19 protein-coding genes and 1 riboswitch are annotated in these 22,795 nt (G+C 41.6%); of the genes, 3 read left to right on the forward strand and 16 right to left on the reverse strand.

What is annotated here, in order from left to right:
* Positions 1–88 precede the first annotated feature (88 nt).
* The 11 genes from PFJ30894_RS08790 to PFJ30894_RS08840 form a co-directional block, all read right to left on the reverse strand.
* Positions 89–412, reverse strand: a complete 324-nt coding sequence (locus PFJ30894_RS08790) for a hypothetical protein (protein WP_021717125.1) — start codon at positions 410–412, stop codon at positions 89–91.
* Between the two features lie 79 nt (positions 413–491).
* Entirely contained in the window at positions 492–1,526 is a 1,035-nt protein-coding gene (locus tag PFJ30894_RS08795) for a radical SAM/SPASM domain-containing protein (protein WP_125669606.1), read from the reverse strand.
* Positions 1,513–5,229, reverse strand: coding sequence for a cobaltochelatase subunit CobN (cobN, locus tag PFJ30894_RS08800; RefSeq protein WP_125669607.1), 3,717 nt, complete (start codon positions 5,227–5,229; stop codon positions 1,513–1,515). Before cobN ends, PFJ30894_RS08795 begins: the two co-directional genes overlap by 14 nt.
* 23 nt (positions 5,230–5,252) lie before the next feature.
* Positions 5,253–6,287 (reverse strand): FecCD family ABC transporter permease, encoded by a 1,035-nt coding sequence (locus PFJ30894_RS08805; RefSeq protein ID WP_125669608.1) that lies wholly within the window; start codon positions 6,285–6,287, stop codon positions 5,253–5,255.
* Between the two features lie 2 nt (positions 6,288–6,289).
* The gene (locus PFJ30894_RS08810; RefSeq protein ID WP_125669609.1) at positions 6,290–7,252 is read right to left on the reverse strand and encodes an ABC transporter substrate-binding protein; all 963 of its coding nucleotides are present in this window, start codon (positions 7,250–7,252) and stop codon (positions 6,290–6,292) included.
* Between the two features lie 12 nt (positions 7,253–7,264).
* Positions 7,265–8,548: a nitrogenase component 1 gene (locus tag PFJ30894_RS08815; protein WP_125669610.1), complete on the reverse strand. Its 1,284-nt coding sequence runs from the start codon at positions 8,546–8,548 to the stop codon at positions 7,265–7,267.
* Entirely contained in the window at positions 8,541–9,782 is a 1,242-nt protein-coding gene (locus PFJ30894_RS08820) for a nitrogenase component 1 (protein ID WP_167457054.1), read from the reverse strand. The genes PFJ30894_RS08815 and PFJ30894_RS08820 overlap by 8 nt, the downstream gene beginning before the upstream one ends.
* A gap of 37 nt (positions 9,783–9,819) precedes the next feature.
* On the reverse strand, positions 9,820–10,635 hold the full coding sequence (gene nifH / locus PFJ30894_RS08825; protein WP_125669960.1) for a nitrogenase iron protein: 816 nt from the start codon (positions 10,633–10,635) through the stop codon (positions 9,820–9,822).
* 122 nt (positions 10,636–10,757) lie between these two features.
* A riboswitch (cobalamin riboswitch) is annotated at positions 10,758–10,934 on the reverse strand.
* A gap of 2 nt (positions 10,935–10,936) precedes the next feature.
* The gene (locus PFJ30894_RS08830; protein ID WP_125669612.1) at positions 10,937–11,719 is read right to left on the reverse strand and encodes an ABC transporter ATP-binding protein; all 783 of its coding nucleotides are present in this window, start codon (positions 11,717–11,719) and stop codon (positions 10,937–10,939) included.
* On the reverse strand, positions 11,719–12,669 hold the full coding sequence (locus PFJ30894_RS08835; protein WP_044491532.1) for an iron chelate uptake ABC transporter family permease subunit: 951 nt from the start codon (positions 12,667–12,669) through the stop codon (positions 11,719–11,721). Before PFJ30894_RS08835 ends, PFJ30894_RS08830 begins: the two co-directional genes overlap by 1 nt.
* A 67-nt stretch (positions 12,670–12,736) precedes the next feature.
* Positions 12,737–13,699, reverse strand: a complete 963-nt coding sequence (locus tag PFJ30894_RS08840; RefSeq protein WP_125669614.1) for an ABC transporter substrate-binding protein — start codon at positions 13,697–13,699, stop codon at positions 12,737–12,739.
* A 184-nt stretch (positions 13,700–13,883) separates the two neighbouring features.
* Between PFJ30894_RS08840 and PFJ30894_RS08845 the strand changes: the two genes are divergently transcribed.
* From PFJ30894_RS08845 to fba, 3 genes are read left to right on the forward strand one after another with little or no spacing between them, the layout of a single operon-like run.
* Positions 13,884–14,072, forward strand: a complete 189-nt coding sequence (locus tag PFJ30894_RS08845; protein WP_125669615.1) for a DUF896 domain-containing protein — start codon at positions 13,884–13,886, stop codon at positions 14,070–14,072.
* A gap of 1 nt (position 14,073) precedes the next feature.
* Positions 14,074–14,724: an RluA family pseudouridine synthase gene (locus PFJ30894_RS08850; protein ID WP_167457055.1), complete on the forward strand. Its 651-nt coding sequence runs from the start codon at positions 14,074–14,076 to the stop codon at positions 14,722–14,724.
* Between the two features lie 54 nt (positions 14,725–14,778).
* Complete coding sequence (gene fba, locus PFJ30894_RS08855; RefSeq protein WP_046431370.1) at positions 14,779–15,708, forward strand: class II fructose-1,6-bisphosphate aldolase; 930 nt, start codon at positions 14,779–14,781, stop codon at positions 15,706–15,708.
* Between the two features lie 96 nt (positions 15,709–15,804).
* On the opposite strand, the gene larAH10 (PFJ30894_RS08860) is transcribed toward fba, so the two are convergent.
* The 5 genes from larAH10 (PFJ30894_RS08860) to PFJ30894_RS08880 all read right to left on the reverse strand — a co-directional run bounded on the left by larAH10 (PFJ30894_RS08860) (position 15,805) and on the right by PFJ30894_RS08880 (position 22,792).
* The gene (larAH10, locus tag PFJ30894_RS08860; RefSeq protein WP_125669617.1) at positions 15,805–17,106 is read right to left on the reverse strand and encodes an NPN-dependent 2-hydroxyacid racemase, LarAH10 family; all 1,302 of its coding nucleotides are present in this window, start codon (positions 17,104–17,106) and stop codon (positions 15,805–15,807) included.
* Positions 17,107–17,126: 20 nt separating this feature from the next.
* Entirely contained in the window at positions 17,127–18,434 is a 1,308-nt protein-coding gene (gene larAH10 / locus PFJ30894_RS08865) for an NPN-dependent 2-hydroxyacid racemase, LarAH10 family (protein WP_125669618.1), read from the reverse strand.
* A 22-nt stretch (positions 18,435–18,456) separates the two neighbouring features.
* Entirely contained in the window at positions 18,457–19,755 is a 1,299-nt protein-coding gene (gene larAH10 / locus PFJ30894_RS08870) for an NPN-dependent 2-hydroxyacid racemase, LarAH10 family (RefSeq protein WP_231997882.1), read from the reverse strand.
* A gap of 93 nt (positions 19,756–19,848) precedes the next feature.
* A complete protein-coding gene (locus PFJ30894_RS08875; RefSeq protein ID WP_021717142.1) occupies positions 19,849–21,306 on the reverse strand; it encodes a TrkH family potassium uptake protein in 1,458 nt (485 codons plus the stop codon).
* A 28-nt stretch (positions 21,307–21,334) separates the two neighbouring features.
* Entirely contained in the window at positions 21,335–22,792 is a 1,458-nt protein-coding gene (locus PFJ30894_RS08880) for a TrkH family potassium uptake protein (protein ID WP_021717143.1), read from the reverse strand.
* Positions 22,793–22,795 lie beyond the last annotated feature (3 nt).

The following is a 22,795-nucleotide window of genomic DNA, read 5'->3' on the forward strand; positions in this document are numbered from 1 at the left end:
ATCGAAAATGGCTGTTTCCAGGGATTAAATAAATACCCAGCGACGGGATCGCGGCTTAACGCACTTCTAACAACCAGATTATGAAATTTTAATGATGACCGCAACCGCCGGTTGCTTCACCAGCCATGATTTTTCTGTATAATTCATGCGCTTCTTCGCTACTTTTACCAGCAGCAATTGCTTTTTGAGCATGGATAACGGCACTCCTATATTTGGCATGCGGTCCATCAGCAGGTAATTTTTCAACATCTTTGATGTCAAATTCCATTACTTTTTTGAAAATAGCATGAATTTCTTCAGAAGATTTGCCAGCAGCTTTAGCAGCCTCTACATGCTTCATAGCGCTTTCATAACGATGTTTGGCATGCGGAGTATTCGGCAATTCATATTTAGGATGTTCTTTACAAGTCATTTTAATCACCTCTTAAAATATTCTTATTTTCTTTCATTATCATTTTAGACTATATACCTGTCATATGGTCAAGCATTTTCTATATTTTTATTTGTTTAATAGATACCTGTTTTAATACACATTCGCTGAGATATGCTTCTTTAACTCCACTGCCATACCAGCGGGCAAAACAGCCGCCACCACACAATTTAAAATCTTCACACTGCTTACAAAAAAACATTGAAGTTCTGATTTGCTCCTGGACTTTCTTTACCAATATAGTGTCCAGCCCATTTTTTACATTACCAATATAAAAATCTTTATTACCGACAAGAGAGGAACAGGCATAAATATCGCCTTTGGCATCAATAAAAGCTGCTTCTCCATTCATCGCATAACAGTGGCCAAATTCATGGGAAGAATCAGCACAAAGTATTTTAACTCGTTCCTGTTGGGCAAAATGAATTTTATAGCCTGTTAAATATGCTAGCTGACGTGCTTTTTCGTAAACCTGTTCCATTGCCTTACGCATAGCTGTTTCGGAAGGCGGTTTGAGGACAGCTCCTCTTCCCTGCCCTCTCAACAGGTCAAAGCCTATCCTGCGTATATTCCCTATAAAATAAGCAAATTCTACTATACCGGCCAATTCGCTGACATTTTCGTCTGTAACTACGCAGGTAATACCAACTGCTATATTATTACGCTTTAAAACTTCTAAACCATATAAAATTGAACTTGTTGCTCCATCTCCGGCTTTAGTCAGACGCAGCTTATCATTGATATTCGGTCTGCCGTCTAAACTGACACCAATTGCAACTTTATTTTTGAATAAATATTGTGCTATTTCATCCGTCATCAATGATCCATTTGTTTGTATCTGTAAAACAGCAGGCAGGTTATTATCCTGAACATATTTAACAACAGCTTTCAAACATTCAAAGTTCAGCAGCGGCTCACCACCGCTGAACTGAATAACAAATTTTTCTCCGCTGCCTGCCGCCAAATTCACAGCTTTAATGGCATCATCAACTTTAAGCATACTGCCGTCATGTTCTGCTGCATAACAGTACTTACAGGCAAAATTGCACTGACCGGTCAAGCTGAGAACAAGCATCTTGATTTTAGGAGTGTTCATCACTGCGTTCCTCTAACTCACCTTCTACTGATAAATAGATCTTTTGCAATTCTGCTTTGGTTTCAGGTTTCGCCTGCCACAAACCACGCTGATCCGCTTCCAGTAAAATCTCCGCCATGCGCTGCAAAGCCCATGGATTAACATCACGCAACCATTCCTGTACTTTGGGGTCGAATGTATATTTTTCGGCATATTTTTCATACATCCAATCTTCCATCACAGCGCTTGTAGCATCCCACTGGAAACTGTGTGCAATATAGTTAGCCATATCGGCAGCACCTTTATATCCATGCTTCATCATACCCTCGATAAATTTAGGATTAATAGCTTCACTGCGGAAAATACGTTTAGCCTCTTCCTGTACACTGTGCATGACGACCTTGCTTTTATCAGTACTGTCGCCGCAGTACGAACGCGGGGCAGAACCTTTGATACTGCGTACTGCAGCGATCATACCACCATGATACGCGTTATAATCATCTGAACTAAGCATATTAGTTTCATGATTATCCTCGTTTTTAATTGTTACGTCCAAGCTTCCCATTCTTTTACGGAACTGCTGCGGTAAAAACTTACCCTTGACCTTGCCGCCATAAGCATGCGCGCCCCAACGAACATACACCTCGGCAATATCATCAATACTTTCCCAATTTTTGGCCTCTAAAAGCGCTGCTATGCCAGCGCCATAAACACCCTGCTCATCTCCAAAAATACGAAAAGCAGCCTGCCGCCAAGCATCTTCTTTTGTTAAACCCTCCGCTTCTAGTTCCAGACTATCAGCAAGTAAATGCTTACGCACGTAATTTTGCTCTTCATCTTCTTCAAGTTCCCCCACCAGTAAAACAGCTTTGTCCAGCAAATTCATTACACTGGGCATAGTATCTCTAAACAAGCCACTGATCCTGGCAGTGACGTCAATACGGGGACGTTTCAATTCCATCAGCGGTATGACTTCAAGACCGATTACTCTTTGACTGCCATGCTGCCATTGCGGCCGGACGCCCAAAAGATATAAAAATTCTGCTACGCACTGACCGTGACTGCGCATATTGGCACCTGACCATAAAACTATACCAACACTTTCAGGGTATCGTCCTTCTTCGCTGATATACCTTTCGATTACCTGATCACCCAAAGTTTTTCCTATTTCCCATGCAGCAGGAGTTGGCAGATTTCTCGGGTCAATACCATAAAAATTTCGTCCGGTAGGTAAAAGATCAGCACCGCCGCTACTTGGAGCTCCTGACGGTCCCGGTTCGATATATTGCCCTTCCAATCCTCTTAACAGGTTTTCTCTTTCCTGTGAAGTAAGCATCAGATTGGGATAAATATTATTACAAATATAGCAGCAGATTTGTTTGAGCGCTAACTTAAATTCGCTGCTTCCATCACATACCCACTCAAGATTTTCTAAATTATACAGTTTTTCTTCATCAAAACCGTGCTCAATCAAAAGTGCTATGATATTGCGGCTGCGGGCACGTAATTTATCTATTAAAGCGCCATAAGTAATATTTAAAGGTTCGTAAATTAAGCCGCTGTTTTCCAACAGGTCATAATAGTCAAAACCATAATGTTTTGCCAATACCTGCATCAAAGACGGAATATCACCATTTTCCAGCCGCGTCAACAGCATTAGATACTCACGCAGATTTTCGTCCTGAGGCGGTTGTCCCAAAATATGTAAGCCTATCCTAACCTGCATATTTTTCAAATCAGTAATATAGTTATGCAGACCCATGACGTAATCATTAAAAGGCTTTTCTTCATCAAAAAAAACTTCATCCTGCAAATTTGCCTGCACTACTTTTTCTAAAATCAAGCTTTGAAGTTTTTCTAAATTTTCCGGCTGAGTAGTCTCAAAATGACAATATTCATCCATCAGTTTTTCAATCTCTTCTAATTCGTCGTAAACACCGGCATCAGTCATAGGCGGCGGCAAATGTTCTATCAGACAGGCAGCACCACGTCTTTTGGCCTGAATACCCTCACCGGTAATCGTGATAAGATAAGGATAGATATTAGGCAGATCGCCCAAAGAAATATCCGGATAACAGGTATTATTGAGTCCGGCATTTTTACCAGGCAGCCATTCAAGGGATCCATGAGTACCAACATGCACTACCGCATCAGCCTGCCAGATATCGCGCAGCCAGTGATAGAAACCCAAATAATGATGCGTGGGAGCGCAGAAAGGAGAGTGATAAATTTTGCTTGGATCTTCACCAAAACCACGCGGAGGCTGCACTGTAACAAATATATTTCCGTTCATTGTTCCGGGAATAAGTAAATCGTCATCATAGTTCATAACTTCACCCGGAGCTTCGCCCCAATCTTTTACCAGCTGTGCTTTTACGCCCTCCTCCTGCAATTCAAAGAATTTTCTATAATCAGCACCACTTAACTTATTGGCAGCTGCCAGCTGCTTTTCCGTAAGCAAAGCTCTATCATTAGTAGCATTTGCCGTCAATTCATTGATAAATTCTTTCCCGTCTTTAGGGATAGTATCAACTTTATAGCCACGTTCTCTCAGCGCCTGCAAGACAAGTCTGATACTTTCTATAGTATCTAACCCGACAGCACTGCCAATATTAGAATTACGCGGTGGGTAATTGTGAAAAATGATCGCAACTTTTTTATCAGCATTCTTTTTTCTCCGCAAAACAGCCCATTTCCGTGCTTTATTTACCATACGCACAATGCGCTCGTTGATAGGCAGATAACGTACATCGCCATTTTCCAGTATTTTTTTATTGGCTATAGGCACACCATGGATCGCGCCGTCAAATTCCGGCATCGTTACGCTGATAGAAACTTCCATAGCATTCATGCCTTCAAAATCATCACGCCAGTTTTCGTAGGGTGTCAATAAAGTATAAGCCTGTAAAACAGGTACATTAAATTTCTTCAGAAAATCTAGCGTCATTGATCGTGCACCTGTCAACGAAAATTTCATTGTATTGATAAAAACATCTATTGACGGCACACCATTTTCACAAAAATAATCTTCAAAAATTTTGATCAGGCTTGGCATTCCTAATTCTAAAACAGGCATACCGTTACTAAATACGCAAACAGCATTCATTCCTTGACGTTCTATTTCTTCAATCAATGCCGTTTGATAGACAAGGTCATCCCATACCCATTCGTCACGATAAAATAAAATACCAATAGTCGGTTTTGCAGCATCGCAAAAATCTTTTTTATATGCTGCTAGATCTGTATAAACAGTTTTAGCTTTCGGATGATAAATCGCGCTCCAATACATAGGATCTGGCAGTTCGATATCCGTTTTACCGGTCAAAATACCATTAGCATATAAAAACAAATTACGATAATTTTTCATACCGCTGTACAAAGCATACGCTTTTAATTTTTCTAAATCATTTTTTTCTATTCCGCTTACCAGTTCTTCCTCTTCAGTACCGGCAGCGTCAATATAATATCGCAGTTGATGTTTTTTAATAAATGGCAGCAGTTTTTTGAAAAAATGGGTGTCAAGTCCTGCTCCCATCCATTTAAGCAATAGAATATCTGCATCTTCTAAAAGCTTCTGCCATTCGTCATTCCAGACAGTATTATCGGAAAGCTTAACGCAAACAGAATCATTACTCAATAAATTTTCCTGCTGCAGCTGCTGCAAAGCACCCTTCATCATTGCAAAACGTCTGTCAACATTACTTAAAAATACTACTTTGCTCATTTTCTTCCTCCATATTTCTCACTTTAAAATACCTGTTTCTGCATTCTACGCAGCAAATAAAGGAAATAAGGCGTTCCTAAAAGGGCAGTCATAATGCCTACCCTGACTTCTGCAGGTGGAATAATGATACGCCCTAAAGAATCACAAATGACTAAAAAAGCAGCGCCGGCTAAAGCACTGGCTGGCAGCAGCACACGATGATCAGGCCCCACTATCATACGCATCATATGCGGAACTACCAGACCTACAAAACCTATATTACCACTGACACAGACAGATGTAGCTGTCGTCATTGCCGCCACAAACAACAAACCCATTCTAAATGGCAAAACGGGCATTCCAACCGCCTTAGCCTCTGTTTCACCAAGTACGAGAATATTCAGATGACGCGATAAAGCCAACATAATCACTATACCAATACTTACAGGGCCAATAGCCATATATACATGCTCCCAGCGTCGGTAGTCAAGTCCGCCAACCATCCAGAAAAGATATTGCTGCAGTTTTTGTTCATTCATAAATGTCAACAATCCAGATGTCACCGCACCAAGCAGCATCCCCACAGCGACGCCGGCAAGCAGCAAAGTCATAACAGGTATTTTCCCATTACGCATTGCTAAAAATACTGTTAAGGAAACAGCACAAACAGAACCGCAAAAAGCAAAAGCAGGCATCACAAACATACTTTCCGTCGCCCAGCCCAATGCTATCGAAAGCACCGCCCCTGTCGCAGCGCCACTTGAAACGCCTATAATACCAGGATCTGCCAATGGATTACTGAAAATCCCCTGCATAACGGCTCCCGATATACCTAAAGCGGCACCTACCAAAAGTCCCACAACCATACGGGGCATCCTTATATACCAAACAACCGCCATCTGCTCCTGTGTAAAATCGTTTTTATCAAAAAAAGGCAGACCTAGCTGATAGCCAATGGCTGATAAAGTATTATGCAACGGTATTTTTATCTGCCCGCAGGTCAAAGATATCGCCGCTACAATCAGCAGACCTATAAATAATAAGAAGATAAACTTTTTGCCGAATTTTCGATTAAACAAACTTATTCCCCCTTGGCAAACAATTCAGGATAAACGACCTTTGCAACAGCTTCTATACTATCTGTAACATGCTGTGACGCAACATAACGATAACGGTCAGACACAAACTCAAGCCTGTTGTTTTTTATCGCTTTGATATTCTTAAAGGCAGGATCAGCAGCCACCTGCTGTGCATATTTTTGCACATCATTATTAGAATCAAAATTCCATGTTGGTAATAAAAATACATCAGGATCAATCTCAATGATACGTTCCTTGGATAATGCATTGCTGCCCTGATCAAGTCCAGCTTCCGCCGCACCATTACGAACATGAGCATACGAAAAAATATCATCAAGCAAATTATCTTTGCGTCCAATAGCGCCGATAAATGAAAATGCCATTACAACCTTTTCCTTATCTTTAGGAATTACTTTCAGCTTACTTTCAAGTTCAGCCAGTTTGTTATCCATAGTATTTACAAGTGCTTCACCCTTAGACTTTTCACCAGCAGCAGCAGCTACGCCCAAAACCTTTTTGCGCATAGCTTCTATTGTTTTAGGACTTCCGGCAACATATACAGGAATTTTCATATCTTCCAGATTTTTCACCAAAGAATCTGGAGTAGCCGTAGAAACAAAAACCAAATCAGGATTTAATGCTACGATTGCTTCAGTATTTTCACCAACCTTATTACCGACACGGTCTGCCTGCTCCTTAGTTATAAATGTTATTTCAGGATTACCAGCCCATTTACTAAAAGCCTTAACCCTATCAAGGGTTACGATCTCAGCTAAAATTTCATCAGTCCCATAAGTTGCAGATACTATTCGTACCGGTTTACCTGCAATTTTTATATGCCGACCTTTATCATCTGTAACAACATAAGCAGCGGCAGAATTTGCTTTAGGAATATCTGTATTTTGACCGCAGCCACTGGTTATAAGCAATAAAACAGCAAATAAAACCAACAGTATCTTTTTCATTAACCTTCACTCCTAATAGGGCAGCTGTGCTTTTATTTTTAAATTCCACAGCCGCTGCAGCATATGCCCGGCGCCACGAATACCTGCAAACGGAGCTGTCGCCAGCAGCACCTCATCTTGTACGGGATACGCAATATTACAACACCAAAAATTTTTCCCTTCACGCAATAAAACAGAACTTTCACTGCTGCTTCCAAGAATAAGCGTATTATCAGCCTGCTGCAAGATCTTTTCAATTTTTTTACTGTCTTTTTCTGCCAGTAGAATTTCATCTGCTTCCACAGGTTCCCATAAATCTTTAAGAGTGTTTTGGCAGATAACAGTCAATTTTTCTGTATCCGCCCATTCTTCGCGCAATGTTTGTGCAATACAAAAAGCAGTTGTTCCAGGAGCGGCAACAATAATTTTATCAAACCATAATTCGCCCCAGGTGCATCTGGCTTCATTAACTGCAGCCAGTAATTCTTCCTGAGTTTTTACGCATTCTTCTCGGACACTTTCCAAATCACTGGGTAATACTTCTGCAATTTTTTCCAGCCAACGCAGTGTACCTTTTAATCCATAAGGTATCCCTGCTACAACATAAGGAGTGCCATATCGTTCTTCAAGATATTTAGCCGTCTCTAGACCTAACTCCTCATTGATAACGATGTTCAACTGAGCAGCAGGAATTTTTTGCAATGTCTCAAGTTCACTCCCGGCTCCAGGCACCGCAATAACTCTATAATTTGCAGTTTCTAAAATCCTTTTAATTTCTTCAAGATCGTTTCTGCCGTTAAAATAAGCAGTAGTCGCTCCTAATAAATTAACGCCTAAACGACATTTTATTTTGATATCAGGTAAATCCAAATATTGCCAAAGCCTGATGCTGGCTTTGCTGTATCCTTCAGCAAAACCGCCGCGTAGACCGCCGCTGTCCATTCCTATTACAGAAAAAGGCAGCTTTGCTTTAGCGGCAATGCCCTCAATATCATCACCAATCAAACTGACGCTGCAGCTGTTTTCAATCAAAAGAATTGAAGGTGCCCTATTTTCCCTAATATAATCCAAAGCATCTGTTAAACATTCTTCTGTTCCATAAACGACCGCATTATTATCCGGCTGCGAGCCATGAAAGCGTTCTCCCAACCTGCTGTTAGATTTTTCAAGGTGGCGCAGGGCATAAAAATAGCACCATAGCGGCCCGTTAACCAACACCTCCGCACCTTTAATACCAGTAAAAAAAGCTGCTGCACCAGTTAAAGCACAGGTGTCGACTCGACTGCACACATTGCCCCACTCGGCTGTTTCAGACATAGACTATACCTCCTTTTTCACCACGGCGACATAAGGTTTTATAAATACAGTCCATAAATTCAATCTCTCCACTTGTACCTACAAGTGGGAGCATCGGTAAAAATATCTGTTTAATATCCTGGTTATTAGTTATTTCATGAGTTGTAAGAACTAAATCAACTGTTTCCAATAGTTGTTGACCTGCTGTCTGATCAATGATTGGGGCCTGACATTGTGCTGAAACAGCTTCGACCATTAATTTTCTTTCTTTCGTGTTATAATTGTCAAACAAAATAATCGCTTCCACCTGCATCTCTAATCTGCGTAATGTTTCCAGAATCCCAGCCGGATGGAAATACATCAGCATCCTGCCAATACAAACGACACAACGCTTTCCCTGAGTTATTTTTTTTACTTTATCGGCAAAAGCAAATAATTTATCCTTTTCCTGTACTACAGCCTTTTCTGCCAAATCTTCCTGATGCAAAAAAACTCCCAAATTTCTCAGCCAGTCGACTGTATTATCCCATCCTACAGGATATCCATCCTGTAAATAAGGAACCTCATAATTCATTTCTAACAGCCTAGCTATTTTAGTCAATCCGTTATAAGTCTGTCCGCGTCCACCGAGAATAATACTAAAAGACGCAGCTGTAATCTGAGGTAATTCATTTATAGGAATATATCCCGGAAACTGTCCAATAACCTTAATCGAAAAATATGCCAGTAAACGTTTTACCTCTTTGGCATAATGTCCCCAAGGGCCTCCATTGTCACCAATAAGCAACGCAGTATTCTCCAATTTTGTCTGTTTATGGAAAAATCTTTCAGCAAGTTGTTCTGCTACCGCAAAATATCCTTGATAATATTCTCCATCCAAAAAACCATAACACGGAACAGTAAGAACAGGAATACCATATTTAACTTCGCTTTCCTTTCCTACTGCTTCGACATCATCACCAATAACTCCGGCCACACAAGAATTGGCAATTATCAGGCACTTCGGCCTATAAGTATTTACTACATCTTCAATGCAGGCACGCAAACGATCTGCACCACCAAAAATAGAATGTTTTTCCTGCAGCATACTTGATACCACTGGTATAGGCTTCAAATTTTCAGCAGCTCCATTAGCCAAAGCTCGATATTGTGCGCTGATATCCATACTGCGCGCAACATGAGCACATGCTCTGGGACTATGAAAAATAACAGCCGCACCACTGCAGTAAACAGCAGCCCGCCAAACTCCGGGCATACTACAGCTACAGCTTTTTGTTTTAGAGAGCATTCTTTTAGTCTTGATTGCCATAGCTTGCTACTAAATCCTCCAGTTCCTCAAATTTCAGAGGTGTAGGTATAGACAGTTCTGTATTTTTCAATATATCATCGGCTAAGTTTCTATAGACCTGTGCCTGCTCAGAGTCTGGTGCATATTCTATAACAGTCTGTCTATTATTTTCAGCTTTGTTTACAATCACATTGCGGGGAATAAAGGCGATCAATTTAGTATTCAGTCTTCTGGCAAATTCTATCAATAACGCATGTTCATTGGGAGTATTTCGGCTATTGCCAATAATACCGCCAAGCCTTACTTCACCTCTTGCGGCAAATCTTTTAACGCCTTTAGCAATGTTGTTTGCTGCATACAACGCCATCAGTTCACCAGAAGAAACTATATAAATATCAGTAGCATAGCCTTCTCTAATAGGTACGGCAAACCCACCACAGACGACATCGCCCAGAACATCATATAACACTAGATCCTCATCGTTTAAAACCTCCAGTTCTTTCAATTTTTCCAAGGCAACGATGATGCCACGTCCCGCACAACCTACTCCAGGTTCCGGTCCTCCTGCTTCAACACATTTGATTCCGTTAAAACCTGTATGCACAATCTGTTCAGCTTGAATATCATCTTCAGCATCGCGTACCAGATCCAGCACTGTCTGACGACAAATTTGTCCTAATAGCAATCTGGTAGAATCATTTTTAGGATCGCAGCCTATCTGATATACTTTTTTTCCCATTTTACTGAATGCGGCAGAAACATTAGCTGCTGTAGTAGATTTTCCAATACCACCTTTACCATAGAATGCAATTTTTTTCATCATCAATTACCTCCGTAAAGTTAAAAATAAAAAAGAACAGACTATCCCCTAAGGGAAAGCTGTTCTTAAAAATATTGGTACAAATGCCAAATACTTTACCGACGCCTTCCCATCTCTCGTGGGGAACGTACAAAGATCTGGCAGTTCTTCTGACTCTGATTCATTGCTCGCCTTCCCTTCCCAGGTTTCAACCCAGTGGTTTTTAAGGTCCGCTCATCATTACAGCGACGGGATCGTATCGGAGTTACACCGATTTCTCTATTATGCGCAGAAAGCGCACCAGATCCAACAATATAAAGTTTTATTTTACCAGGTCTACCGGAAGCAATGCCGGCATACCATTACTGCAGATAAATTCATCAGCCTCAACTTTAAAAACATCTTTCAGAAGTTGTGCTGTAACTATTTCCTGCGGCTTGCCTTCAGTTACAAGATAGCCTTCTTTTATAACAGCAATATGATCGGAGTACTGCACAGCATGATTAATGTCATGGATAACCATAACTACCGTTAACTGTAATTCACGATTAAGCTTTTCTAAAAGCTGCATTACCTCCAGCTGATGACAAATATCCAAATAAGTGGTAGGTTCATCAAGTAAAAGCACTTGCGGACGCTGCGCCAAAGCCATCGCAATCCATGCCCTTTGTCTTTCCCCTCCAGAAAGTGTGCTTAGCAGACGATGCTGCATCCCCAGCATATTAGTTTGCCCTAACGCCCACTCTACATGTGCATCATCTTCCATACTTTTGCGGCCAAACCAGTTTCGGTGTGGAAAGCGGCCCATCTCTACTAAATCTTTGACTGCCAAATCTGCCGGAGACTGCGGAGCCTGAGTCAAAATTGCCAGTTTTTGAGCAAATTCCCTGTGACTGAACTTTTTAATATCTTCACCATTAAAGGTTACATTGCCTTTATAACAGGGCCATATACGTGCTAAAGCTTTTAATGTAGTGCTTTTTCCGCAGCCGTTAGGTCCGATGATGGATGTTACCTTACCTTCCGGTACTGATAAACTCAAACCATGAATGATTGTCTTATCAATAATACGAATCGTAATCTCGTTTGCCTGCAAAATACTCATCAGATTTCCCTCCTTAGCAGAAATAAAAAGAAGGGAGCACCAATAAACGCCATAATTATACCTACCGGTAATTCAACAGGTGCAAAAACCACACGTGCAAAAGTATCACTAAGCGTTACCACAGCAATACCTAAAAGCCCTGAAGCCGGCATCAAATAGCGGTAATCTGACCCTATTATCAGCCTGGCTGCGTGCGGAACAATCAACCCCACAAACCCTAAGAGGCCAACGACACTGACAGCGCTTGCCGCCAATAACGCCGCAACGGCAGTCATGGCAATACGCGTAACCTCAACATTAACACCTAGCCCACGCGCCATTTCGTCACCAAGCTGCAGAATATTGAGATAAGCGGCACCGATAAAAGCCAGCAGAACACCTGCAATAGCATAAGGTAAAATAATACTGACATGCGGCCAGCTGCGGGCAGCCAATCCGCCAACCATCCACATTAAAGCTCCATGTACACGGTCACTATAAAAAATCATCAGTCCAGAAATACCAGCGCTTAAAAACGCAGATACGGCAACACCAGCTAAAATAATCCGTACAGGCTTGATACCATTTTTCCAGGCCAAAATATAAATACAGACCGCCGCAAGCATTGCACCAATAAATGCAGCCGGTGTAATCAGGTATTCCAGGGTAGGAAATAAAATCATAATCGTAACACCAGCCAAACCAGCACCACTGGAAATACCAATAATATGCGGATCAGCCAGAGGATTTCGCATTACCGCCTGCAATACGGCACCTGCAATTGCAAGATTTACACCCACTAACGCACCAACTATTGTACGCGGCATCCTGATATTCCAGATAATCTGACTTTGCGGTTCTAATGTTGGATTAGATAAAATATTAATGATCTGCGCTAAACTAATATCGGCCGAACCTTTTGTTAAGCTTAAAAAAGCACCTAAAAATGCCAGCATGGCAAAAGCAGCCATGACGATAAGCCGCCAGGCTGTACGTGAAATGCCAAATTTTTCAATTCTTTCCAAAGTATCCGCCTGATTATTTGTCATCCTTAAAAACCTCTGGATATACAGTTTTAGCCATGTATTTTACAGCATCCGGATAGTGCAAACCAGGATTGAGCAAAAATAATCTTTCAGGCAGTAAATATACTTTGTTATTCCGTACTGCTTCTAAAGATGCCCAGGCCGGATTACTTTTCACATCAGCACGCAGCCTGTTTTCAATCTCTTCACTGTCGCCCATAAAAGTAATAAAAATAATTTCCGGATTCTTTTCTACTAAAGCTTCCATACTATACGGAGTCTTCTCCGGTTTTCCTTTAATAGGCGTTGCCCCTACAGCAACATTTTGAAATCCCAGCATTTTGGCAACGCAGCCGGCAATGCTGTTTTCCAGCTCAACTGTCACATTAGAAGGAGTTGCATGCATAATAACAATACGTTTTCCATCCTTCGGTAACTTTTCCGTCACAGCTTTAACCTGCTGATCCAGTTTCGCAGCAGCAGCTTCACCTTTTTCTGGTACATCATAGATTTTTCCCATTAAAATAAGTTTATCTTTTACCTCATCATATGTTTTTGGATTGATTGCAATAACAGGTATTTTATTAGACTCCAAAAGCGGAAGAAATTTCTCATGTTGATTTTTATTCGCAATAACCAGATCAGGCTTTAAACCGATAAGACTCTCCATATTAATATTATAAACAAAACCGACCTCAGGTACATTTTTCATGGTTTCCGGCATTTCTCCTATTTTTGACGACGCACGTCCAACGATCTTACCGCCTACAGCATCAATCATATTCAGGTATGAAGTTGCCAAGCTTACAACTCGTTCAGGTTTTTCAGGCAGTACTACAGTACGCCCTGTATCGTCAGTAATAGTTAAAAATGCTTTATCATCACTGGCAGGTTTAGTATTTTCAGCGTTTGGACCACAACCGCTAAAAACAGTCAGACACAATGCAGCAGCAAGCACTGCCCTAAAAATTTTCATTATTGCTCTCTCCCTGCAAAATTAAGAAAGCCTCCCAACGTCAGTTATCGTCAGAGGCACTCGTAACGTCTTATTGATTACCGTTTCATAATAGCATAGATTCCTACCAGCGTCAAGGAAGTTCGCTTGTTCTGGGCCTCTAACTTTGCTATAATGCATAGAGGAAACGGAGGTATTTTAAGTAATGGAAATTAATGAGATGATTGCCCGCATTAACATTTTAGCCCGGAAAAAACGCAGTGATGGTTTGACAGAAGAAGAACAGTGCGAACAAAAAGCATTATATAAAGAATATTTAGGCTTTATCCGCGGACAGGTCAAGCAACAGCTCGATAAAATAGAAATAGTCGATGAACTGCCGTCACAGCACTGATATGGAGTTTAATTTTTCATATACTGTTTTTTACGAAGACGAATATCTGCTGATCGTCAATAAACCAGCCGGAATGCTGGTCCATCCGACAGTAAAGGAAGATGGCAGTACTCTGTATAACTATGTTGCACATTACTATAAACAACAGGGATTATTACACAATATCCATCCTGTCTCACGTTTAGACCGCAATACTTCAGGTCTTGTCATTTTTGCAAAAGAACCACGAATCCAGTTTCTGCTTTCCCAGCAGGAGGTCATAAAAAAATATTTAGGAATCGTTACAGGAACATTACCAGCTGACAGTGGCATAATAGAAGCTCCAATTTCCAGAAAGGAAGGTAGCATTATTGAGCGCTGTGTTTCTCCAAACGGAAAATATGCCCGTACTGATTATAAACTTATCAGCCGCCGGAAACATCTCAGTTTGCTGGAACTGCAGCTGCACACTGGCCGTACCCACCAGATACGCGTACATATGGCACATATCGGCTGCCCGCTTTATAATGATAACCTTTACGGAACACCAGGACCGCAAAGCCGCCACGCTCTGCATGCTTATTACCTGGGCTTTAACCATCCTGCAACCGGTATTTTTTTAGAAATATCCTGCGCCTTACCCAACGATCTTTTCAAAATTATATACTATTAAAGTATAGAGTATGCTATAATTAATTACAACAAAAGACAAAAAGGAGGCTGTCCTATGCCACTAGTAACATCTGCTGAAATGTTCAAAAAAGCTTATGAAGGCCATTATGCTGTAGGTGCTTTCAACGTCAACAACATGGAAATAATTCAAGGTATCGTCGAAGCTGCACGTGAAGAAAAATCACCTTTGATTTTACAGGTTTCGGCCGGTGCCCGCAAATATGCTAACCACATTTATCTGATGAAACTGGTTGAAGCCGCTATCGAAGATACTGGTTTGCCCATTTGCCTGCATCTTGACCATGGTGAAGATTTTGAAATCTGCAAAGCATGCGTAGACGGAGGTTTTACCTCTGTTATGATCGATGGTTCCAAACATCCATTTGAAGAAAATATTGAACTTACTAAACGCGTTGTAGAGTATGCTCATAATAAAGGCGTTGTCGTTGAAGCCGAGCTGGGACGCTTAGCAGGCGTCGAAGATGCGGTTAAAGTAAACACAAAGGACGCTACATATACAGATCCCGATCAAGCTGTAGAATTTGTTGAACGTACTGGCGTTGACTCTTTAGCAATAGCAATAGGAACCAGCCACGGTGCCTATAAATTTAAAGGTAATCCTGAACTTGATTTTGCCCGGTTGGAAAAAATCACTAAATTACTGCCAGGCTTCCCTCTGGTTCTGCATGGCGCCTCTACCGTTATCCCCTCCTTTGTTGAAGAGTGCAATAAATACGGCGGTAAACTTGACGGTGCACAAGGTGTTCCTGAAGATATGCTCTTGAAAGCCGGTACTTTTGGTGTCTGCAAGATCAATATTGATACCGATTTGCGTTTGGCTATGACTGCCTCTATTCGCAAACATCTTGCTACTAATCCAGCTGATTTCGATCCGCGTCAATATTTAAAACCAGCACGCGAAGCAATCAAACAAATGGTAGCTCACAAGATGCGTGATGTTCTCAACAGTTCTAACAGACTGTAAATATAGCCGTTATCTACCCCTGCAGAAAATCTGCAGGGGTTTCTTTTTTAGTAAAATAAAATCCCGCTCTAAAAAAGAGCGGGATTTTATCTGTTGTTAATCGATCATTGGAACAGTATTTGCAGCATGCTGCATAATATTGACTGTATAATCCTTTAGTCCGCGTTCAGACAGTTGTTTTTGGGCCAGTGACCAGGCTTCTTCTAAAGTTTCTACCGGTATCTGACCAGTCTTTTTCACTGTATCAAAGTTTTCCTTTCTCGTTACGATATAAACCGTGCTGTTTTGACATAACAGGAACAAACGATATGCAATAAAAAAGGGAATCGTAAATTTATTCCTTACAGCTTTTTCCATCTCAATTACATCATTGAAATGAAAGCTCTGCATATATTCAGGCGGATCATTGATTTCACGAGCTTCCAAAAGAGAAATAACGATCCCGCCAGGTTTAAGTGCCATTTCTGCCGTATCATAGGTTTTAGAGCCCTGATAAAGATTGATATCCTTCGGAAATCCTCCTGGAGAAGCAATAACTACATCAGCCTGTCCCTTAACCTTAACTCCCTGGATCTTCATAACCTCTTTCGTTCCTTCCAGCCAGGCATCATACCAATGACCGGCAACAATACGAGCAAAATCACCATTCGTATCCATTACAGAATTCACAAGAAAACAAGGATTTACCAAAGCTGCTGCTTCGCACATATCATCGTTCAACCGATTATGATCGATTAAAGTTGTCCTTGTTTCCTGACTGATACCGGCACCTACCTCATCAGCCAATGCCAAAGCATGATTTTTCTGTATTGTTTCATCACCAGCAACTCCAGGCAGGATACTCTTTCGTCCACCGCCAAAACCTGCCATCAGATGTACAGTGATACCGCCGGTAATAATTACTTTATCTGCATCAGCAACATGTTTATCTATCCACACTGGTGTACCACGGCTCGTATCACCTACATGCACCAGGTCCTCCGCCAGACAGTCGTGCTGATATATTTTGATACGGTCTGCAACTTCCTTACCGCAGACTGCAATATCCTCTTCTCTGGTTTGAGCACGATGTGTACCTTGTGCAATAACGATGCAAATATCTTCATCAGGCACACCGCCTAAATTAATTTCGTCTATTACATATTTTAAAAATTCAGGAGTACGAATCCAGCCGCGTGTAATATCACTGACAATGACAGCGACTTTTTCGCCTTTGCTGACAACCTCCTGCAAAGGCTTGCTGTTGATCGGATTACGCAGTGCTTCAATAGTTGCTGCCTGAACATCATCCAGTTTAGGAACTTCATTCCCTTCAATTACCTGCAAAATATGTTCTTCCGGCAAGGAAATTTCCTGATAACCCTCACCGATACCAAATTTAAATGTTTTCAATGCCATTTCTTTTCCCTCACTTGTTTTTATTTGAACATCGGCACGGTATTTACTCCGTGCGGCATAATGTTGACTGTATAAGTTTCTGCCTTGCCCTGTGCCATTAATTTTTTCTGTGCCAGCGTCCATGCTTCCGCCAAAGTTGCCGCAGGAATCTGACCTGTTCTGCGCACTGCGTCAAAGTTTTCTGGCCTGGTAACCATAATAACAGTAAACTGCTTCGACATACAATACATATAGAAAGCAATATAAAATGGTATCGTAAAACCAGCCCGCAGTTCTTTTTCCATACTTAATTCATCATTAAACCGAAAGCAATCAAAAAAAGAAGGCGGTTCATAAATATCAGGACAATCCAAAAGAGCGATAAAAATACCATTTGGCTGCATTGCCATTTGTGCCGGTGCATAAGATTTCATTCCCTGATACAGGTTGATATCCATAGGATAACCGCCAGAAGAACCAATAACGACATCAGCTTTGGCTTTTGCTTCCACTCCCTGCAATTTCATCACTTCCTGAGTACCGGCATACCAGGCATCATACCAGTGGCCGGCAACGATACGGACAAAATCTCCTTCAGCATCCATAATCGAATTTACCAAAAAACAGGGGTTTAAGAAAGCGCAGACCTCACACATATCTTCACTGACACGATTTCCTTCTATTTTAGTCAGATAGGTTTCCTGATTCACACCGCCGCCAACTTCATCCGTCAAAGCCAGCAAATGATTATGTTTGATAGTTTCCACACCGGCAAGCCCCGGCATAACACTCTTGCGCCCGCCGCCAAAGCCTGCAAACAGATGCGTTGTAATACCACCTGTTAAAATAACCTTGTCTGCTTCCACAGCTCTCTTATCGATATACACCGGCGTGCCTCTGCTTGTAGTTCCTAAAAAAACGTTTGCCTCAGCGCCATACGCATCATGGTCAAAAACCTGTAGCCTTGCAAATAAAGCATCACCTAAAATTAAACTTTTCTCTTCATCGTCGTTGTCCCTGTGTGTGCCAGTGGCAATAATTACAAAAATATCTGCATCAGGAATACCACTGTTATTTAGCTCTTCTACAACGGCCGGCAGATAATCTTTAGTACGCGACCAGGTGCGCGTAATATCACTGACGATAAGCGCTACCTTATCTCCCTCATGCACAAGTTTGCTTAATGCCTGTGTCCCGATAGGATTGCGCACTGCCTCCAGCGTAGCCTGTTTGATATCGGTAATCTTAGAAACGCTGCCGCCGTCAATGACCTGCACTACATGCTCTTCCGGCAATTCAATGCTTTCCATACGCTTACCGATGTTTAAATCGTATCTTTTTAAAGCCATATATGCTCTCCCTCAAAAACGGTTACGCTTCCAATACAGGCATTGTCGCCGAAGCATGTCCCATAATCGTAATTTTATAATCATCCTTACCCTGTTTGGCAAGTTCCTGTTGAGCAAGCAGCCACGCTTCTTCCAGGCTGGCAACAGGTATTTGACCGGTTTGCCTTACGAACTCAAAATTTTCCGGTTTGGTAACTAAATATGTAGTTAATGAATTTACGATACAGCGTGTTTTAAAAGCAACAAAAGCAGGTATAGAAAAATCTGCCCGTACATCTTTTTCAAACTGCAACACATCTGATTTTGAAAACCAATCTGTGAAAATAGCCGGTTCTTTAATGTCAGGGCATTCCAGTGTCAGTATCATGATACCGCCCTTTTTTACAGCAAAAACAGCATTCATATGAGCTTTGCAGCTCTGGTATAAATTCATATCCTTAGGACTGCCACCTGCCGAAGCAAAGACAACATCGGCCAGCTCCTTAATAGGTACGCCAGCCATAGCAACAAGATCCTTACAGCCTTTTTCCCATGCCTTATACCAGTGTCCTGCAACTACTTCATGCAGCTTGCCTTCAGGTGTGAAAACCATATTCACCAAAAATGCAGGGTCTAATTTTTTCGTTACCTCTACCATATCTTCATGTAAAGGATTACCCTCCAATAGACCTGTCTCGCAAAGAGGATTACAACCATCGCCAACTTTAGGAGCCAGCGCAATAGCATGATTGTGCATAATAGTAGCATGCCCGGAAACACCTGGCATAACAGCCTTACGGCCGCCGCCAAAGCCTGCCATCGGGTGCAGTGAAACTGCACCTGTAATAATTACCTTATCTGCTTCAGCCACATAAGAATCGATCAGGATCGGTGTGCCAAAGCTGGTCACCCCCAAATCTGTCAACTCTTCGTTGTTCCTGCTGTCATGCTGATGGATTTTGATCCTTTTTACGATATCTTTACCGCAAACAGCGATATCTTCATCATGTGTATGTGCACGATGAGTACCAGTGGCAACAATAATAGTAATATCTTCGTCCGGGACACCCGCAGCATTAATTTCGCTGATAATTACAGGCAAAAACTCAGCTGTGCGAACAAGTCTTGTAACATCACTGACGATGACAGCAACCTTATCACCTTTCCGGACAACTTTTTGCAACGGCTGGCTGGCAATTGGACAGCGCACAGCGGCCAAAGTTGCAGCAGTGATATCCTCCAGTACATCTGCCTTGTTGCCATGTATATCATACAGTACTTTTTCTTCAGGTAATGTAACTTCTTGAAATCCATTTCCATAAGGGAGTTGATATTTCTTCACTTCAATTTTCCTCCTCTATTTTTACACTAGTAAATTTATTATACTCCTATTTAAGTAAAAATAAAAGACAGATGTTTACAAAACATCCGCCTTTTACCAGTTTCTATTGCTGCTCCAAAACTCCGATCGCAGCAATGCCAGCATTGTAAATAATTCCAACCGTCCAAGCAGCATCGTTACACAAAGCACAAGTTTACCAAACCAGTTAATATCAGCATAATTACCGGTTGCCCCTACTGTTCCAAAAGCAGGGCCAACACTGCTCAGGCAGGATGCGACGGCAAAAATTGATTCTTCGATTCCAAGTCCAGTTGAAACCACCAGAAGCGACATAACGGCTATCGTCATTATATATACAAAGAAGAATCTGCTGATTGCTGCGACTACTGCAATCGGCATCACTCTGCCGTTAAAATTGACTGTTAAAAGCATCTGCGGGTGAATAGCTCTGCGCAATTCTGCCGCAATGGCCCGGCTCATTACTACAAAGCGTCCTACTTTAATACCACCTGCCGTAGACCCTGCACAGGCTCCGACCAGATACAACAGACACAGCAGCAGCTTAGAAAAAGTTGGCCAGGTATCATAATCATAAGACACATAACCTGTTGTAGTCGCAAATGAAACTACTTGGAAAAATGCGCAGCGCAAACCTTCAAAAAACTGCAGCCCACCGCTGAAAAACAGATTCAGAGTAATCAAAAGTGTTAAAACAGCGATGATCATCATATAAGACTTAAATTCACTGTCACGCCACAGTGTTTTAATCCCTCTCTGTGTAACAGCATAATACAGAGCAAAGTTACCGCCGCCTAAAAACATGATCATCGCTAATACTACTTCAATCGACACACTATTGTAATGCATGGCACTGTTATCATAAGTAGAAAATCCACCTGTGGCTATTGCCGACATCGAATGATTGATCGCGTCAAAATTAGTCATTCCGCAAATAACCAAAAAGCCAGTACCAATAACGGTAAATAAACAATAAATAAAAAATAATGCTCCCGCTGTTGTTCTGATACGCGGCAGCAGCCGTTCCTGCCCAAAGCCGCTTACCTCTGCATTAAAAAGATGTACAGATCCGCCTGCTACCTGAGGCAGTAAAGCAATAAACAGTACAATGATACCAATACCACCCAACCAATGCGTAAAACTGCGCCAAAATAAAACTGTTTTTGGTACGGCTGCCAGATTAGTAATAGCTGTAGCTCCAGTAGTAGTGAGACCAGACATACTTTCAAAAACAGCTGAGATAGGGTCCAGGATCTGCAAAAACGCATATGGCAGAGCACAGATAATACAAGTCAGAATCCAGGAAAACACAACTGTCGCAAAACCTTCACGTAGTGATATATTTTCTTTTTCATCAAACTTTCCATATTGGACAAAGCCCAACCCTACAAAAAAAGCTGTAAAAGAAGTAATAGCAAATTCCACAAAAGAACCGTCTTCATAAAAAATCGCCAGTCCCACAGGAAGCAACAATATAGCACTCAGCGCCAAGCTGAGCCTGCCCAATAAAAAAGCTATCAGACTGAAATTCATAAAAAATACAGCCTCCAAGGACCTGCCTTTACCAGTTGCGTTTTACACGCCAGAAATCAGGTCTCATAATAATGAGTAATGTAAAAATCTCTAAACGCCCTAAAATCATTGCTGCAATAACTACTAATCTGCCAAAAGTAGATACATCTGCATAAGTAGCCGTAGGGCCAACGATACCAAAAGCCGGGCCGACACTGCTCATACAGGCAGCAATAATACCCATAGAATCAAGCATCGAAAGTCCAGTCAACGAAATCAGCAGTGTCAATGTCGAAAAAACTATCATATACAAATAAAAAAATCTTGTAACATTGCCTACAACCACAGGCGGAACATTGCGTCCACCCATTTTTATACTGTAAACCAGTCGTGGATGGATCGTCCTGCGCAATTCTGCCCATGTTACCTTCAGCAAAATCACAAAGCGGGAAACTTTCATACCACCTGCAGTAGAACCGGAGCAGCCTCCGACAAACATTAAAAGTAACAGTACATAACGGCTGAAATCAGGCCATAAATTAAAGTCACTGGAAGCAAAACCAGTTGTACTGGCTATTGATACGGTTTGAAATAACGCATGTCTGAAACTGGTAGCGGCATCAAAATAACCGGTATAATACAAATTCCAGGTTATCAAAAATGTGGCGATACCAATAATCCAAAAGTATGCCTTACGTTCTGTATCAATCCAAAAAACCTTAAAATTGTGCTGATATATCTTATAATAAAGAGCAAAATTCAAACTAGCGGCGACCATAGCAATAATAACGATCATTTCGACATAAACAGTTTCAAATTCCATCAGACTTTCGTACTGATATGAAAATCCTCCTGTAGCTACAGATGCCAGCGCCAAATTCATTGCCATAAACCAGCTCATACCTGCTACCTTTAAGGCTACTGTTGTAATAATAGTAAAAAATATATAAACAGTAAAAATAACGAAAGCCGATTCCTTGATTTTCGGAAGTGTACGTTCTGCAGCCGGACCGGGAATTTCAGCGTTAAATAAATAATTAGCGCCGCTGCCTACCTGAGGCATAATCGTAATAAATAACATAATAACACCGATACCGCCAGTCCAATGCGTCATACTGCGCCATACCAGCAGGCTGTCAGGAAAGTTGCTCAACGATGATAAAGTAGTTACACCAGTAGTCGTAAATCCTGAAGTGCTTTCAAAAATTGCACCTACAGGGCTGACAAGTCCAGACAGATAATAAGGAATAGCCCCTAAAAAACAGACCAGCAGCCAGCCGCAGCCCACTGTTGCCAAAGCCTCGCGCAAATTAAGATGAGCACGTTTGTTCTTTTCACCATTACCTATCAGCGCACCACCAATAAATGCACAGATCATAAAAGAAAAGATAAAGCCCAGGAACATGTATTCCCCTAACAACAGGGCCGTTATCATCGGCACGACCATTGCTACGGCACAGGCGATGCTCAGCTTACCCAGCAGATACATCACAAGCCTGATATTCATTGA

The organism is Phascolarctobacterium faecium (genome assembly GCF_003945365.1).
Lineage (GTDB): Bacteria > Bacillota > Negativicutes > Acidaminococcales > Acidaminococcaceae > Phascolarctobacterium > Phascolarctobacterium faecium.

What these genes read in the sequence shown, in the direction of transcription:
- PFJ30894_RS08790 (WP_021717125.1), bottom strand. Translation starts at nt 412, where the DNA reads ATGACTTGTAAAGAACATCCTAAATATGAATTGCCGAATACTCCGCAT.
- PFJ30894_RS08795 (WP_125669606.1), bottom strand. Translation starts at nt 1,526, where the DNA reads ATGAACACTCCTAAAATCAAGATGCTTGTTCTCAGCTTGACCGGTCAG.
- cobN (WP_125669607.1), bottom strand. Translation starts at nt 5,229, where the DNA reads ATGAGCAAAGTAGTATTTTTAAGTAATGTTGACAGACGTTTTGCAATG.
- PFJ30894_RS08810 (WP_125669609.1), bottom strand. Translation starts at nt 7,252, where the DNA reads ATGAAAAAGATACTGTTGGTTTTATTTGCTGTTTTATTGCTTATAACC.
- PFJ30894_RS08815 (WP_125669610.1), bottom strand. Translation starts at nt 8,548, where the DNA reads ATGTCTGAAACAGCCGAGTGGGGCAATGTGTGCAGTCGAGTCGACACC.
- PFJ30894_RS08820 (WP_167457054.1), bottom strand. Translation starts at nt 9,782, where the DNA reads ATGCCCGGAGTTTGGCGGGCTGCTGTTTACTGCAGTGGTGCGGCTGTT.
- nifH (WP_125669960.1), bottom strand. Translation starts at nt 10,635, where the DNA reads ATGAAAAAAATTGCATTCTATGGTAAAGGTGGTATTGGAAAATCTACT.
- PFJ30894_RS08830 (WP_125669612.1), bottom strand. Translation starts at nt 11,719, where the DNA reads ATGAGTATTTTGCAGGCAAACGAGATTACGATTCGTATTATTGATAAG.
- PFJ30894_RS08835 (WP_044491532.1), bottom strand. Translation starts at nt 12,669, where the DNA reads ATGGCTGCTTTTGCCATGCTGGCATTTTTAGGTGCTTTTTTAAGCTTA.
- PFJ30894_RS08840 (WP_125669614.1), bottom strand. Translation starts at nt 13,699, where the DNA reads ATGAAAATTTTTAGGGCAGTGCTTGCTGCTGCATTGTGTCTGACTGTT.
- PFJ30894_RS08845 (WP_125669615.1), top strand. Translation starts at nt 13,884, where the DNA reads ATGGAAATTAATGAGATGATTGCCCGCATTAACATTTTAGCCCGGAAA.
- PFJ30894_RS08850 (WP_167457055.1), top strand. Translation starts at nt 14,074, where the DNA reads ATGGAGTTTAATTTTTCATATACTGTTTTTTACGAAGACGAATATCTG.
- fba (WP_046431370.1), top strand. Translation starts at nt 14,779, where the DNA reads ATGCCACTAGTAACATCTGCTGAAATGTTCAAAAAAGCTTATGAAGGC.
- larAH10 (WP_125669617.1), bottom strand. Translation starts at nt 17,106, where the DNA reads ATGGCATTGAAAACATTTAAATTTGGTATCGGTGAGGGTTATCAGGAA.
- larAH10 (WP_125669618.1), bottom strand. Translation starts at nt 18,434, where the DNA reads ATGGCTTTAAAAAGATACGATTTAAACATCGGTAAGCGTATGGAAAGC.
- PFJ30894_RS08875 (WP_021717142.1), bottom strand. Translation starts at nt 21,306, where the DNA reads ATGAATTTCAGTCTGATAGCTTTTTTATTGGGCAGGCTCAGCTTGGCG.
- PFJ30894_RS08880 (WP_021717143.1), bottom strand. Translation starts at nt 22,792, where the DNA reads ATGAATATCAGGCTTGTGATGTATCTGCTGGGTAAGCTGAGCATCGCC.